This is a genomic window from Bradyrhizobium sp. USDA 223, from assembly GCF_044909005.1.
GTDB lineage: Bacteria > Pseudomonadota > Alphaproteobacteria > Rhizobiales > Xanthobacteraceae > Bradyrhizobium > Bradyrhizobium yuanmingense.
Genome location: NZ_JBIYDR010000001.1, coordinates 1296793 through 1312363, shown reverse-complemented (window position 1 = coordinate 1312363; position 15571 = coordinate 1296793). Strand labels below are relative to the sequence as shown.

At 65.8% G+C, this 15571-nt stretch carries 9 protein-coding genes; 1 reads left to right on the top strand and 8 read right to left on the bottom strand.

Annotation, left to right across the window (positions count from 1 at the left end; all coding sequences use genetic code 11):
- Window positions 1–79: 79 nt before the first annotated feature.
- The 3 genes from ABIA40_RS05660 to ABIA40_RS05650 form a co-directional block, all read right to left on the bottom strand.
- On the bottom strand, window positions 80–2359 hold the full coding sequence (locus ABIA40_RS05660) for a DUF1522 domain-containing protein (protein WP_404539741.1): 2280 nt from the start codon (window positions 2357–2359) through the stop codon (window positions 80–82).
- Between the two features lie 316 nt (window positions 2360–2675).
- A complete protein-coding gene (locus ABIA40_RS05655) occupies window positions 2676–4955 on the bottom strand; it encodes a DUF1522 domain-containing protein (protein WP_404539738.1) in 2280 nt (759 codons plus the stop codon).
- A 357-nt stretch (window positions 4956–5312) separates the two neighbouring features.
- Window positions 5313–7592 (bottom strand): DUF1522 domain-containing protein, encoded by a 2280-nt coding sequence (locus ABIA40_RS05650; RefSeq protein WP_404539735.1) that lies wholly within the window; start codon window positions 7590–7592, stop codon window positions 5313–5315.
- Between the two features lie 319 nt (window positions 7593–7911).
- Here ABIA40_RS05650 and flbT point away from each other — a divergent pair, with 319 nt between their 5' ends.
- Window positions 7912–8355 (top strand): flagellar biosynthesis repressor FlbT, encoded by a 444-nt coding sequence (flbT, locus tag ABIA40_RS05645; RefSeq protein WP_404539733.1) that lies wholly within the window; start codon window positions 7912–7914, stop codon window positions 8353–8355.
- A 74-nt stretch (window positions 8356–8429) separates the two neighbouring features.
- Here flbT and ABIA40_RS05640 read toward each other — a convergent pair whose 3' ends face one another.
- From ABIA40_RS05640 to ABIA40_RS05620, 5 genes are all read right to left on the bottom strand, one after another.
- Entirely contained in the window at window positions 8430–9926 is a 1497-nt protein-coding gene (locus tag ABIA40_RS05640) for a pyridoxal phosphate-dependent decarboxylase family protein (RefSeq protein WP_404539731.1), read from the bottom strand.
- On the bottom strand, window positions 9923–11176 hold the full coding sequence (locus ABIA40_RS05635; RefSeq protein WP_404539729.1) for a RimK family alpha-L-glutamate ligase: 1254 nt from the start codon (window positions 11174–11176) through the stop codon (window positions 9923–9925). Before ABIA40_RS05635 ends, ABIA40_RS05640 begins: the two co-directional genes overlap by 4 nt.
- 1 nt (window position 11177) lies before the next feature.
- A complete protein-coding gene (locus ABIA40_RS05630; RefSeq protein WP_404539726.1) occupies window positions 11178–12776 on the bottom strand; it encodes a hypothetical protein in 1599 nt (532 codons plus the stop codon).
- A gap of 40 nt (window positions 12777–12816) precedes the next feature.
- Window positions 12817–13602, bottom strand: a complete 786-nt coding sequence (locus tag ABIA40_RS05625) for a hypothetical protein (RefSeq protein WP_404539723.1) — start codon at window positions 13600–13602, stop codon at window positions 12817–12819.
- A gap of 73 nt (window positions 13603–13675) precedes the next feature.
- Entirely contained in the window at window positions 13676–15559 is a 1884-nt protein-coding gene (locus ABIA40_RS05620) for a flagellar protein (RefSeq protein ID WP_157280820.1), read from the bottom strand.
- Between the last annotated feature and the right edge of the window lie 12 nt (window positions 15560–15571).

Genomic DNA, 15571 nt, shown 5'->3' with positions numbered 1-15571 from the left:
GCCCGCCCCCGGACGCAAAGAAAAAGCGGCGGGGCCAAGGCCCCGCCGCTCGATTTTAGTCAGTGATTTCAGCTGCTTGTTAGCGGAGCAGCTGCAGCACGCTCTGCTGCGACGTGTTGGCCAGCGACAGGGCGGAGACCGCGATCGACTGCCGGGTCGACAGTGCCTGGCTGTTGGCCGCCTCGACGTTGGTGTCGGCCAGGGTCAGGTTGGACGAGCCAGTCTGCAGCACGTTGATCAGGTTCTTGTTGAAGTCCTGCCGGATCTGCACCACCGAGAGGTTCGAGCCGAGGCTCGAGGCCTGCGAGCGCAGCGTGCTCGAGGCGGCGTTCAGGTTGGTCAGCACCCGGTTGGCGGCGGCGTTGTCGATGAAGTCGACGCCGACCGTCAGCGAGGCAAGGCCGAGACCCTTGGAATTATAGGTCACGCCCGTGATGTTCAGGCTCGACTTGGCGGTCTCGTCGAACACCAGCTTGAGCTGGTCTCCATTCAAGAGGTTGACGCCGTTGAACGAGGAGTCCTGCGCGGTGGTGTCGATCTGGTTCAGGATGTTGTTGAACTGAGTCACCAGATTGGCACGCGCCGTCTGGGCAACGCCATCCTGGACGGGCGTGGAAGCGGTCGAGAAGGTCAGGGCCGAGGTGAGCGTGCCGCCGATCGCACCGCCGGCAGCCGTCGAGCCCAGCGTCGAGGACGCATAGTCGTTGGAGGCGGTGATGGTCAGCAGGCCGTTGGCGTCGATCGTCGCGGACAGGTTGTTGGCCTGCAGCTTGGTGTTGAGCTGATCGAGCGTCTTGACCGTGCCGTTGGTGCCGTCGCCGAAGGTGACGTTGACCGCCGTGCCGCCGTTGAAGGAGGTGAAGGTCAGCGTCTTGCCGGCGATGCCGCCGATGCCGGAGGTGCGGGCCGCGGTGAAGGCGGTCGCGCTGCCGGTGTTGCCGGCGAGGCCGAACACGTTGAGCGCATTGCCGCTGCCGGTGATCGACAGGTCGGCATTGATGCCGGTCGAGAGCTTGAGCTGGCCGGACGTGTTGATCGTCGAGTTCGACTGACCGGTGGCGGTCACAAGCGTCGCGGTGCCGTTGGCGGCGATCGTCGCGGTCTGCACGCCGGTGGCGAGGTCGATCGCCTTCAAGACGTCGTTGACCGTGCCGCCCTGCAGATAGACCGTCGAGTTGCCGTTGCCGTCGGTGAGGATGTTACCGCTCGCACCATAACCAGCCGGAACGCTCGGAGCACCGGTCGAGCCCGGGATCGGCGCGTTCTTGAAGGTGATGACGTGACCGTTGACGTTCAGCGTCGAACCGTCGGTGATCGTCGCGCCGAGCGAGGCCGAGGTCGTGGTCCGGTTCACGTTGACGGTGGCATTGCCGCCACCCACCGATGCGCTCAGGCCGAGAGACTTGAGCAGGTCGGCTCTGCCGGTGACGCTGAGATCCGCACCCGTCGAGCTTCTCAGTGTGACGGCACCGCCGCCAACGCTCGAAGCGGTCTGGTTGAAGCTGGTGGCGATTGTCGCGGCGCCGGAGCTGATGGCAACCGTCTTGACGCCGCTGGCGAGATCGATCGCGGTCAAGAGATCGCTGACGTTCGCAGCCGGGGTACCGGCAGTGCCGAGGTAAACGGTAGTGTTGCCGTTGCCGTCGGTGACGAGGTTGCCGCTGACGCCCGAACCAGCCGGAACGCCGGCCGACGTCGGCGCGGCGCCGCTGCGGAAGGTGATGGTCTTGCCGTTGACGGTCAGCGTGTCGCCATCGGCGGGCTGGGCGTTGCCGACGAGGCCGGTGGCGGTCGTGCCGTTGGTGGCGATCAGGGTGATCGTGCCGGTCAGGGCCGTGGTGCCGTCGCCGGCCGTTCCCGCGGTGCCCGTGAAGGCGCCGATGGTGGCGCCGAGCGTCGTCGTGCCGTTCGCAGCGGTCGTGCCGCCGGCCGTGCCGTTATACAGCACGTTGCTGCTCGCGGTCGCGCTGGCGAAGCTCGTCGTGCCGCGCAGGTCGGCCGCGGTCGCACCGGAGATGGTGGTAGAAACGTTGGACTTGGTGGAGTAGCCGACGGTGGTCTGCAGCGCCTGGTTGGCGATCGACTTGGCGCTGTCGATCAGCTTCTGCAGCGAGGTCAGGCCGGTGTTGGCGGCCTGCAGCACCTGCACGCCGTTGGCGATGCCGTCGAGCAGGTTGTTGATGTCGCTGGCGCGGTTGTCGAGCGACTGTGCCGTGAAGAAGTTGGTGGGATTGTCCAGGGCCGAGTTGACGCTCTTGCCGGTCGACAGACGGTTCTGTGTGGTGGCGAGAAGATCGGCGGTGGACTGGAGAGACAGCAGGTTCTGACGAACCGACGCAGAGAGAACAATACCGGACATGACTCTTACCCTTCTGGCTTACGCGTCTTCGTTCGATCGCTTCTGGATCGAGTGACGGGCACAGGGTGCCGTGACATGGCTAATAAAGGGTGAAACGCATGACGCCCGCATAAGCGCCGGTTCACCATAAGCGAGTCGAACGTACGGGCACGGCTCGCAATCCATCTGAAACTATTGGCAATTCCTGACGCTTACGCTCGGTTAACCATAACCGCTGGTTACTTTTCTGCCCTCCTCGAAATCTCCGAGTGCGCAAAAAAGAAACGGCGGGGCCGAAGCCCCGCCGCCGTGATCGTCTTGCGATGTCGTCCGCGCCTTAGCGGAGCAGCTGCAGCACGCTCTGCTGCGACTGGTTGGCCAGCGACAGCGCGGAGACCGCGATCGACTGGCGGGTCGACAGCGCCTGGCTGTTGGCCGCCTCGACGTTGGTGTCGGCCAGGGTCAGGTTGGACGAGCCGGTCTGCAGCACGTTGATCAGGTTCTTGTTGAAGTCCTGACGAACCTGCACGATCGTCAGGTTCGAGCCGAGGCTCGAGGCCTGCGAGCGCAGCGTGCTCGACGCGGCGTTCAGGTTGGTCAGCACCTTGTTGGTGGCAGCGTTGTCGATGAAGTCGACACCGCTGGTCAGTGCGGCGAGGCCCAGACCTTTGGAGTTGTAGGTCACGCCGGTGATGCTGAGGCTCGACTTGGCAGTCTCGTCGAACACCAGCTTGAGCTGGTCGCCGTTCAAGAGGTTGACGCCGTTGAACGAGGAGTCCTGGGCAGTCGAGTCGATCTGCTGGAGGATGTTGTTGAACTGATTGACCAGGTTGGCACGCGAGGTCTGGGCAACCGTATCCTGGACGGGGGTAGAAGCCGTCGAGAAGGTTAGCGACGAGGTCAGCGTGCCGCCGATCGCACCACCCGCGGCGCTCGAACCGATGGTCGAGGACGCATAATCGTTGGTGGTCGAGACCGTCAGCAGGCCGTTGGCGTCGATCGTCGCCGTCAGGTTGTTGGCCTGCAGCTTGGTGTTGAGCTGATCGAGCGTCTTGACCGTGCCGTTGGTGCCGTCGCCGAAGGTGACGTTGACCGCCGTGCCGCCGTTGAAGGAGGTGAAGGTCAAGGTCTTGCCGCTGATGCCGCCGATGCCGGAGGTGCGAGCCGCGGTGAAGGCGGTCGCCGTCCCGGTGTTGCCGGCGAGGCCGAGCGCGTTCAGCGCGTTGCCGGTGCCGGTGACCGACAGATCGGCGTTGACGCCGGTCGAGATCTTGAGCAGGCCCGAGGCGTTGACCGACGAGTTGGTCTGGCCGGAAGCCGTCGCAAGCGTGGCGGTGCCGTTGGCAGCGATCGTCGCGGTCTGCACGCCGGTGGCGAGGTCGATCGCCTTCAGCACGTCGTTGAGCGTGCCGCCCTGCAGATAGACCGTCGAGTTGCCGTTGCCGTCGGTGAGGATGTTACCGTTCGCACCATAACCAGCCGGAACGCTCGGCGCACCGGTCGAGCCCGGGATCGGCGCGTTCTTGAAGGTGATGACGTGACCGTTGACGTTCAGCGTCGAGCCGTCGGTGATCGTCGCACCCAGCGAGGCGGCGCTCGTGGTCCGGTTGACGCTCACGGTGGCGTTGCCGCCGCCGACCGAGCTGGTCAGGCCCAGCGCCTTGAGCAGGTCGGCCTTGCCGGTGACGCTCAGATCCGCGCCCGTCGAGCTCCTCAGCGTGACGGCACCGCCACCAACGCTCGAAGCGGTCTGGTTGACGCTGGTGGCAAACGTCGCAGCACCCGAGCTGATGGAGACCGTCTTGACGCCGCTGGCGAGATCGACCGCGGTCAAGAGATCGTTGACGTTCGCAGCCGGAGTGCCGGCGGTGCCGAGATAGACCGTGGTGTTGCCGTTGCCGTCGGTGACGAGGTTGCCGCTGACGCCCGAGCCGGTCGGAACGGCGGTCGCAGCCGGAGCGGTGCCGCTGCGGAAGGTGATGGTCTTGCCGTTGACGGTCAGCGTGTCGCCGTCGGCGGGCTGGGCGTTGCCGAGCAGGCCGGTTGCGGTCGTGCCGTTGGTGGCGATCAGGGTGATCGTGCCGGTCAGGGCCGTGGTGCCGTCGCCGGCCGTTCCCGCCGTGCCCGTGAACGCCCCGATGGTCGCGCCGAGCGTCGTGGTGCCGGTCGCCGCGGTGGTGCCGCCGGCCGCGCCGCTATACACGACGTTGCTGCTCGCCGTCGCGCTGGCATAGGAGGTCGTGCCGCGCAGGTCGGCCGACGTCGCACCGGAGATGGTGGTGGAGACGTTCGACTTGGTGGAATAGCCGACCGTGGTCTGCAGCGCCTGGTTGGCGATCGACTTCGCAGAGTCGATCAGCTTCTGCAGCGAGGTGATGCCGGTGTTGGCAGCCTGCAGCACCTGCACGCCGTTGGCGATGCCGTCGAGCAGGTTGTTGATGTCGCTGGCGCGGTTGTCGAGCGACTGTGCCGTGAAGAAGTTGGTGGGATTGTCCAGGGCCGAGTTGACGCTCTTGCCGGTCGACAGACGACTCTGTGTGGTGGCGAGAAGATCAGCGGTGGACTGGAGGGAGAGCAGGTTCTGACGAACCGACGCGGAGAGGACGATACCGGACATTGAGTGTTACCCTTCTGGTACGCAACGCAACAGGACTTCGATTAGGATTAATCGATGTCGGGGACGGTGAACGCGGAGGGCTAACAAAGCATGAAGCGTGTCGCGCCAGTCCTTGCGCGGATTCACCATATGCGCCTTCGAGGCCCAAACGTGCTCACCGATATCATCATGATAGGATGATACTTTTTCGGGCAGCTAGGAGGCATTTGCGACTTGTCAACCATAACTCAGAGTGAGCAATTGGCTGCATTCGAATGCAGCACTCCCTCCGCCGAGCAGCATTCCGATGCCGGCACAAAAGAAAGCGGCGGGGCCGAAGCCCCGCCGCCGTGATCGTCTTGCGATGTCGTCCGCGCCTTAGCGGAGCAGCTGCAGCACGCTCTGCTGCGACTGGTTGGCCAGCGACAGCGCGGAGACCGCGATCGACTGGCGGGTCGACAGCGCCTGGCTGTTGGCCGCTTCGACGTTGGTGTCGGCCAGGGTCAGGTTGGCTGAGCCGGTCTGCAGCACGTTGATCAGGCTCTTGTTGAAATCCTGACGGACCTGCACCACCGAGAGGTTCGAGCCGAGGCTCGAGGCCTGCGAGCGCAGCGTGCTCGAGGCGGCGTTCAGGTTGGTCAGCACCTTGTTGGTGGCGGCGTTGTCGATGAAGTCGACACCGCTGGTCAGCGAGGCGAGGCCCAGACCCTTGGAGTTGTAGGTCACGCCGGTGATGCTGAGGTTCGACTTGCCGGTTTCGTCGAACACCAGCTTGAGCTGGTCGCCGTTCAAGAGGTTGACGCCGTTGAACGAGGAGTCCTGCGCGGTGGTGTCGATCTGGTTCAGGATGTTGTTGAACTGGGACACCAGGTTCGCACGCGCCGTCTGCGCGACGACGTCCTGGACGGGGCTGGAAGCCGTCGAGAACGTGAGCGACGAGGTCAGCGTGCCGCCGATCGCACCACCCGCGGCGCTCGAACCGATGGTCGAGGACGCGTAGTCGTTGGTGGTCGAGATCGTCAGCAGGCCGTTGGCGTCGATCGTCGCCGACAGGTTGTTGGCCTGCAGCTTGGTGTTGAGCTGATCGAGCGTCTTGACCGTGCCGTTGGTGCCGTCGCCGAAGGTGACGTTGACCGCCGTGCCGCCGTTGAAGGAGGTGAAGGTCAAGGTCTTGCCGCTGATGCCGCCGATGCCGGAGGTGCGAGCCGCGGTGAAGGCGGTCGCCGTCCCGGTGTTGCCGGCGAGGCCGAGCGCGTTCAGCGCGTTGCCGGTGCCGGTGACCGACAGGTCGGCATTGACGCCAGTGGACAGCTTCAGCTGGCCCGAGGCGTTGACCGACGAGTTGGTCTGGCCGGAAGCCGTCGCAAGCGTGGCGGTGCCGTTGGCAGCGATCGTCGCGGTCTGCACGCCGGTGGCGAGGTCGATCGCCTTCAGCACGTCGTTGAGCGTGCCGCCCTGCAGATAGACCGTCGAGTTGCCGTTGCCGTCGGTGAGGATGTTACCGCTCGCACCAAAACCGGTCGGAATGCTCGGCGCACCGGTCGAGCCCGGGATCGGCGCGTTCTTGAAGGTGATGACGTGACCGTTGACGTTCAGCGTCGAGCCGTCGGTGATCGTCGCACCCAGCGAGGCGGCGCTCGTGGTCCGGTTGACGCTCACGGTGGCGTTGCCGCCGCCGACCGAGCTGGTCAGGCCCAGCGCCTTGAGCAGGTCGGCCTTGCCGGTGACGCTCAGATCCGCGCCCGTCGAGCTCCTCAGCGTGACGGCACCGCCGCCAACGCTCGAAGCGGTCTGGTTGACGCTGGTGGCAAACGTCGCAGCACCCGAGCTGATGGAGACCGTCTTGACGCCGCTGGCGAGATCGACCGCGGTCAAGAGATCGTTGACGTTCGCAGCCGGAGTGCCGGCGGTGCCGAGATAGACCGTGGTGTTGCCGTTGCCGTCGGTGACGAGGTTGCCGCTGACGCCCGAGCCGGTCGGAACGGCGGTCGCAGCCGGAGCGGTGCCGCTGCGGAAGGTGATGGTCTTGCCGTTGACGGTCAGCGTGTCGCCGTCGGCGGGCTGGGCGTTGCCGAGCAGGCCGGTTGCGGTCGTGCCGTTGGTGGCGATCAGGGTGATCGTGCCGGTCAGGGCCGTGGTGCCGTCGCCGGCCGTTCCCGCCGTGCCCGTGAACGCCCCGATGGTCGCGCCGAGCGTCGTGGTGCCGGTCGCCGCGGTGGTGCCGCCGGCCGCGCCGCTATACACGACGTTGCTGCTCGCCGTCGCGCTGGCATAGGAGGTCGTGCCGCGCAGGTCGGCCGCCGTCGCACCGGAGATGGTGGCGGAGACGTTCGACTTGGTGGAGTAGCCGACCGTGGTCTGCAGCGCCTGGTTGGCGATCGACTTCGCAGAGTCGATCAGCTTCTGCAGCGAGGTGATGCCGGTGTTGGCAGCCTGCAGCACCTGCACGCCGTTGGCGATGCCGTCGAGCAGGTTGTTGATGTCGCTGGCGCGGTTGTCGAGCGACTGTGCCGTGAAGAAGTTGGTGGGATTGTCCAGGGCCGAGTTGACGCTTTTGCCGGTCGACAGACGGTTCTGCGTGGTGGCGAGAAGATCAGCGGTGGACTGGAGGGAGAGCAGGTTCTGACGAACCGATGCGGAGAGAACGATACCGGACATGACTCTGTTACCTTTCTGGTAAACGACGCTACTGTTACACGTCTGCTTGGATCGCGATTGATCCAGCGACGGCGGACCGTGGCGCCGAGACCTCTAACGAAACATGAAATGAAATCCGCGCTTTTACCCGGTCACGCGTGATTCGGCCTCGGAAGCGGCGCGCCCAGTCGTACCGCCGCCAAATCCCGCCCTTGAAAGCATTGAGCTTTTTGGCCGGAAGGACCTGAGTTTACAGCTCGTTAACTAGTTGCAAGCGAGAATCAGGGTCTGACAGGCCGCAACGAACGCTCGGTTACGAAAGCGTTGATGGAGAACAGGAATGGCCCTCAAGGTCGAGCTCAAGCCGCACGAACGCATCATCGTCGGCAATTCCGTGATCACCAACACCGACCAGCGGGCCCGCCTCCTGATCGACGGCGAGAACGTTCCGATCCTGCGCGAGCGCGACATCCTCACGCCGGAGACCGCCGACACGCCCGCCAAGCTCGTCTATCTGGCGGTCCAGCTCATGTACATCTCCCCGGATCCGCAGACCCAACACGGCACCTATTTCAACCTGGTGCGGGACATCGTCACCGCGGTGCCGAGCTCCTGGCCGATCATCGAAGGCATCAACAACAACATCCTGAACGGCGACCTCTACCGAGCGCTGAAGGACGCCCGCAAGCTGATCGCCTATGAGGACAAGCTGCGCAACCAGTTCGAGGCCACGCATCCCACGGCGGCAGCGGACAAGGACGACGTCAGCACCGCCGCCGCCTGATACAGGCGTTCGCGCCAACGACAACGGCCCCGGATCGTCTCCGGGGCCGTTGTCGTTTTCAGGCGCTCGTCAAGCTATTGCGCTACGAGCGGCGGCGCGTCGACCTCGATCACTCCGCCGCTCCGCTGGTCACCGAACTGCAGCACGGCAGCGACCAGCGCATCGATGTCCGCCGCCTCGGTGCGGTGATTGACGATCGCGGCGCGGATCGCGAACTTTCCGTCCAGCATCGTGCTCGATGGCGCGGCGATGCCGGACTCCTGGACGTCGGCGACGATCTCGCGATTGACCGCATCCCCGCTGCGATAGCGGAAGCAGACGATGTTGAGATTGACCGGCACCAGCAATTCCAGCCGCGGTTCGGCCAGCACGAGCGCCTCCAGATATTTGGCGAGCGCGCAGCTTCGTGCGATTGCCCGGCCCAGCCGGTCGGTGCCAAACGTCTTCAGCGTGAACCACGTCTTCAGCGCACGAAAGCCGCGCGACAGATCGGGACCGAGATCGCAGGGCCAGACTGTGCCCGCCGCAAGCCCCCTCGCCTCGCGGCTCAGATAGGCCGCCGGCTGCGCGAAGGCCTGCCGATGCTGCTCGCCGTCGCGCACCAGCAGAAAGCCTGCATCGTACGGCACCTGCCCCCATTTGTGGAAGTCGAGTGCGATGGAATCCGCAAGCTCGATGCCGCCGAGCAGCGGCGCAAGCTCCGGCGACAGGATCGCGAGCGCTCCGAAAGCGCCGTCGACGTGAAACCAGATTCCCTCCTCGCTGCACAGCGCAGCGATCGCCCTGAGGTCGTCGATCGCACCGATATCGACCGTGCCTGCGGATGCGACCACCAGGAAAGGCTTGAAGCCGACCTCGCGATCGGCGGCGATCTGCGCGCGCAATGCGGCAACGTCGATGCGATGATCGGCATCGATTGGGATCTTGCGCAGCGCATCGGTGCCGAACCCGGCAATGTCCATCGCCCTCGATATGCAGCCATGCGCTGCCTGCGACGTATAGGCCGCGAGCAGCGCACCGTCATTGCCGATGCCGTGCTGCCGCGCCAGCGTGCCGAGCGCGGTGGTGCGCGCCACCAGCACGGCCATCAGATTGGCCATCGACGTGCCGGTGACGAAGATGCCGCTCGCGCTCTCGGGAAAGAGGAACAGGCGGCGCATCCAGTCGACGATCTGGCGCTCCACCTCGATCGGCATGTGGTCGCGTCCGCCTAGATTGGCGTTGAGGCCGGCGGCGAGCATCTCCGCGAGCATACCGACGGCGGTGCCGCCGCCATGCACCCAGCCCATGAAGCCGGGATGGACGTTGCCCGTCGCATAGGGCGCGACATGCTCGGAGAATTCGCGACAGACCTCGGCAAGGTCGCTCGCTTCGCGCGGCACGTCCGACCTGAATGCCGCACGAACGTCATCGGGAATCGGCCGCCAGACGGGGCGCGCACGAACGTTGGCGATGCCGTCGATCGTCTCGTCCAGCATGCGGTGGGCCAGCGCGCGAAACTCGCTCCAGTCCTGCGGATCGAGCGGGGCATCCGCAACGGAGCTTTGCGTATTGCGGATGATCTCGTTCATGCTGCGCTCTCCCCGCCCGTCTTCGCATGCCGCAACAGCATCGCCGTGAACGCTGAAAAGATCTTGCGCATCTGCGGCGGCTTGTAAGGAAACACGACCGGCGAATCCATGTTGTGCACGACGGCGGTGTTGTCGGCCTCGAACACCAGAAGCTCGCCGCCCGCGTTCTCGGCGCAATCGACGATGAAATAGTCGAGGCCGACGCGCCGGCTCATCTCCTCGATCGCGTTTCTGTGACGCTCGCCGAAAGCATGATCGAAGTCGCGCATGAAGACGGCTTCCTCGGCCCGCTTCTCTTCGCTGAAGGCCATGTAGGCGTTGAGATACCAGATGTCCCAACGGTCGGCGATCGCCATGTGGCACGCGTACGGCTTGCCGTCGACCATGGCAAGGCGATATTTGCGGTAGAGCCCGTCGGGGCTCACATAATCAACGAAGCGTGCGACGAAGAAGTCCTGCTCTTTCCGTTCGGCGAGATAGGCCGCCAGAGCCGCCGCATCATCGAGCTTTGCGAGCCCGACGCCGGCATGCGAGCCGCGCGGCCGCGCGATCATCGGAAAGTGCAATTCGCTTGCGATGTCCGCGCATGCGATCCGCGCCTGCGCGAGGTCCGACAATTGCGCGCGCGTTGCGTGGATGGTCGCGGGAATGTCGAGGCCGGGCACGTCCATCAGCAGCCGATACAGCTTGTCGCGATCGAGATTGCCGATGCGATCGGGGCGATTGAGCAGCGGCCGCGGCCAGTGCGGCGCGGCCCCTTCGATCAGCGCGAGCGCCTCGCGGCATTCCTCGGAATCGGACGCGACCACGATGGCCACGTCGTGCTCCGGCAAGGTCTCGGGCAACCCGACGCCCTTGATCACATAGAGAGTCAACAGCTCGACATCGGAGCCCTCGAGCAGGAAATCGATCGGCGTGTTGCCGCCCATGTCGATGTCGGCTGCAAGCGCGAGCAGGCGCAGGCCCGGCTTCGGGGCGGCGCTAGGCGTTCGGAACAATTGATGGAAGGCCAGCACCTCGGACTGGATCGCAAGCCCCCGATCCTTGTCACCCAGCAGCTGGGTGATCAACGACAGGTCCAGCCCCTCGCCCGCCAGCGCGGTCCCCGCCGCGATGCGCGCGACGAGCTGATCGCGCAACGGATGCAGATCGACGCCTTCGAAGGCCCGGCGCGTCAGCTGCGCAAAGCCGACGCGGTCGGCATAGTTCGCCGCGGTCAGGCCGATCGGCGCGGAAACCGGATGCTGCATCTCACACCTCGAACGCGGACTTTACTGGCACGGCCGCCGCTGCGCCACCGGCGAGCAGCAGCTCGATCTTCACCAGGACGTGGGCGATCTGGTCGAGAAGGCGCTGCACGTTGCGCTGCGCCTCCGCCCTGTCCGGCGACCAGGCCTCAGTCACGAGCCGCGCGCCGACGCAGAGGCGCAGCACGGCCTGCGGCGTCTCGTCCTGCCGCTCCAGCCGCACCGGCTGGCCGATCAGGCAGCGCTGCGCGGCGACCTGACGGTCCTCCGTGCTGCCGTTGGTCCCTTCGCTGACATCACGCGCCAACGCGCGATGAACAGGAGCGGTCTCGGCAACAGAAACCGGCTTGCCGTCGCGCAGCAGCGTGAACGGAAAGATGGTGGGTTGCGCGAATTCCTCATCGTCGATGCCGGCCGCGTGGGTCGCGGCCGAAACAGCGCGCAACGACGGCGACAATGCGATCATGCTGTCGATGCCGGCAGCGACCTCGGCGAGCATCCCGGCGCGGAAGGCCCCGGGCACGCCGTAGTAGCTGCCGATCTCGGCCAGCGCCGCCTCCCAGCGCAGCCATTGACCGAAATTCGGACGGCGCTCGAAGCGCGAACGCAGCGCCGTCCAGGCCATCGGCCAATCGCAGCGGCCGGCGTAATCACGGATTCCAGCTGCGATCCCCTCGACGCGATCGAGCGACCGCGACAGGCCCTTCGGCACCAGCAGCGCACCGCTGAAGGCAGGTCCGCCGAAGAATTTTGAGCCGGTGATCAGCACCATATAGCCGCGGCCGAGATAGGAGCGCAGCCGTCGGCGGCCGAGTCGGGCCTGGCAGGCATCGACGACGATCTGGACCTTGCGCGGCCAGCGCCGCGCGATCTCGTCGAGGCAGGCCGCGCTCGGCGCACGCCATCCGAGCTTCGAGGAATCCATGATCTGGAGCAGCACCGGCGCGCCTTGCGCGATCGTGGCCTCGACCGCATGCAGCACCGCTTCATCGGCGTCCATGCGCATCGCGATCCCGTCCCCCGCCGCGCGCAGCGGCAGCGAGATGCTGGCGCCGGCCAGCCCCGCGACCGGACCGTCCTTGCGAACCGCGAAGCCGCTCGCCGTCAGGGCGCTGAAATGATGTCCACGCGCGGTATGGACCGTGCCGCTGCCGGTCTGGTCGGCGCCGACCACGATCGTCACCGGCCGCGCGCCGAGCATCGCGCGCGCCAGGAACAGGGCATGGAGCTGGGAGTCCGTGCCGGACGGCGAGAACACCACGTCGACGCGCGGCGAGAGCTGGAGATGACCGCGCAGCTCGTCGCGCATATCTTCGCAGCGTGCATCGAAAGCGAGCTCGACCTCGTCGAGCAGGCACTTGTGCATCAGCTCTTCACGCGCCAACGCGGCGCGGTCATAGGCCGCCTGCGAGATCGTCGACGCGGTCGAGGAGGCGAAATTCCACACCTCCGGCTCCGGCGAAGCCGGGCAGCCATAGGCGTTGGCGCGGCCGGTGGGATCGAGCGCCAGGCGCGGATCTCCGCCGGAAACGAGCAGCGTGTCGAGCGGCGTGAAGAGGTCGCGCAGGCGATAACGCGAGCCGCCGTCGGCGGCGCGTTGCATCTCGCGCCGAGGGGATGGGCCGCCGCTCATCCCGAAAGGCTCACGCCGCGGCATCGGCCGCCGCCGCAGGCACGGCTGCGAATTGCGAGGCGATGTCGCCGTGGAACACCGATGGCCCGACGTGGTCGAGCGGGCTCTGGATGTCGGCCCAGATCTCGCCGCCGATGTCGGTCCAGCGCTTGCAGAAGGCGAAGTCCTCGGACAGATAGGTGCCGGTCGCCGGATCGATCATACATTCGAATAGCGCGAACCGGTTCCGGCTCGCCGCCAGCGCATCATGGGAATGTTCGCGGAAGAACTGGAGGTTCGCGTAGTCGGGGTGGCGGCACATCGCCTCCAGCACGTGACGCCGGATCATCAGGAAGCCGGTGCCGGCATAGCGCACGCGGGTAAATCCGTTGACCACCACGATGCGGTCGGGATCCTCGATCTCGAGCACGTAGTCGAGCGAGGCGGCCGGCACGTCGGCCCGACCCGACTGGATCGCCCGCGCGGCCTTGTCCCAGTTGACCCGCTTGATCGGATAGCAGCCGGCGACGACGTCCGCGCCGCATTCGATCAGGCGGAACACCTGCTCCGGCCGGAAGCCGATATCGGCATCGATGAACAGGAAATGCGTCGCCTTCGGATCGTCCAGGAACATCGCGACCAGGTTGGCCCGCGCACGGGTGATCAGCGCGTCGCCGTCGCGCAGGAGAACCTTGAGCTCGAGATTGGACATGCCGTGCACGGCCCGCTGCAACGCGAAGATCGAGCTCGCATAGATGCTCGACACCTGCCCGCCGAAGCAAGGCGTCGCCACCACCACCTGCAAATTGTCCGACATCGACCGCTCCGCCCCCGCTTGCAATCCTCACCAAGAGGTAAACAGGCATGGTTAACGGCGTCTTAACGCTTCCTTACAGGAACTTGACGAGCGAGAGCTGCGCCAGGTTCGAGGTCACCTGGTAGGACGCCTGCAGGGCGTTCTGCAGCGCCAGGATCTCGCTCGCGACCTGGTCGGGCGAAGCCGATTCCGCCTGGTCAATGATGGTCTGGAGCTGCGCCTTGGCCTGGGTCTGGCGCGTGCTCGCGTCCTTCATCGTGTTCTGGGCCATCGCGATGTCGGTCTGGATGTCCTCGATGCGCTGCTGTCCGGGCTGCTGGGTCAGCGCCTGGGTCGTGCGCAGGCTCAGCGCCGAGACCTGCCCGCCCGAATATTGCCCGGTCGGCGAGGTCGAGAAGGTGCCGAACACCGCGATCGCCTGCAATTGCCGGCGGATCGCATCCTCATTCGCCTGGGCTCCGTACTGCACCGTCACGGCATCGTCGACCCGCGCCATCGCGGTCGAGCGCGCCGAGCCGGGCCCGTCATTGCCCAAATACCATTTCACCGTATTGGCCGAGCCGTTCACCAGCGTGGTCGCCGAGCTCGCAGGCGAGGAGCCGACGCGCAGCGGCGGCTGCGCGGCGGTCACCGGCGTCGAGCTGAACCCGAGCGCGCTCAGCGCGCCGGTGTTCGACGTCGTGATGTTGAGGCTCGCCGCATCGTCGGTGTTGATCGTGATCGAGCCGCCGTGGACCGTCGAGGGCTTCGACGTGCCCGTGATCGTGTCGATCTTGCTCAGCAAACTCTGGATGCTGTCGGTAACGTTGAGCTGGTTGCCGGTCGCGCCCGAGGCCACGAAGGTCAGCGTGGTCCCGTTGACGGTGATGGTATCGCCTGCGACGAAGCCCGGCGAGATCGAGTCCGAGGGGCTCGCGCCCGACAGCGCCGTCGCGCCGGTGACCGGGGTCGGCGGCGCCGCCTGGTTGTTGACAGGGGTGCCGATCGCAGAGCTCGCGGTGTTGAAGAAGTTGTCGCCCGCAACGATCGCCGATGCCGCCACCAGCGAGGTGTTGGCGAGCTTCTGAATCGCGGTGTTCAGCGCCGTGTTGAGATTCGCAGCGGTATTGTTCGGGTTGACGGGCGTGCTCGCATCGATCGCGAAGCTGCCGAGCGGCGTCGGCGTTGCCGAGGAGGCCGTCAGGTCGATCTGCTCGGTCGTGCCGTCCGGCAGGGTGAACTGAATGCTGAGCTTGTCGCCGTTGTTCGGATTGACGCCGTTGAGATCGACCGAGAATGACACCGGCGAGCCGCTCGGGCCGGTGACGGTCGCCCCGTTCAGCGTCGAGGACACCGCCTTGATCTTGAGGCCGAACGGCGATCCGGCGACGTCCTCCGACACCTGCACGGAGCTCGCCGTCGGCTGCGTCTGCACCAGGCGGCCCATGCCGCTGGCCCCCAAGTCCGCGGCCTGGCGCTCGGCCATGACGGTCTTGAAGCCGGCCTGCGTCGTGGTGCCGTTAATGATGTCGCCGGCATCGGCGACTGACTGGGTGTTGACGGCCGTTCCGGAGAACAGATAGCGGCTGCCGGTCTGCGTGTTGAGGACACCGACCATCGAGCCGAACTGGGCGGCGGCGGTGTTCTGGGCAATCGTCTGACCGTTGACGTTGAGGTCCTGCGCGGTAGAGGCCGAGCCGGTCTGCACCGTGCTGCGGATCTTGGTCAGCGATTGCAGCGCGGTGTTGGCGAGGTTGATGCTGACGTTGACGTTGGTGATCGTGTCGGTATAGCCGGCGATGTTGGAGAGCTGCGCGCGCCCGGCGATCGCAAAGCCCTCGTTCGTCCCCATGCCGGCATAGTTCTGCGACAGCTTGCCGGTCGAGAGCTGCGTCGAGAGGTCGGTGAGCTGCTGATTGATGTTGCGGATCTGCGCGCCCAGGATCGACGAAGAATAGTTGATGCTGCTGATCGCCATCTTTCGGAGCCC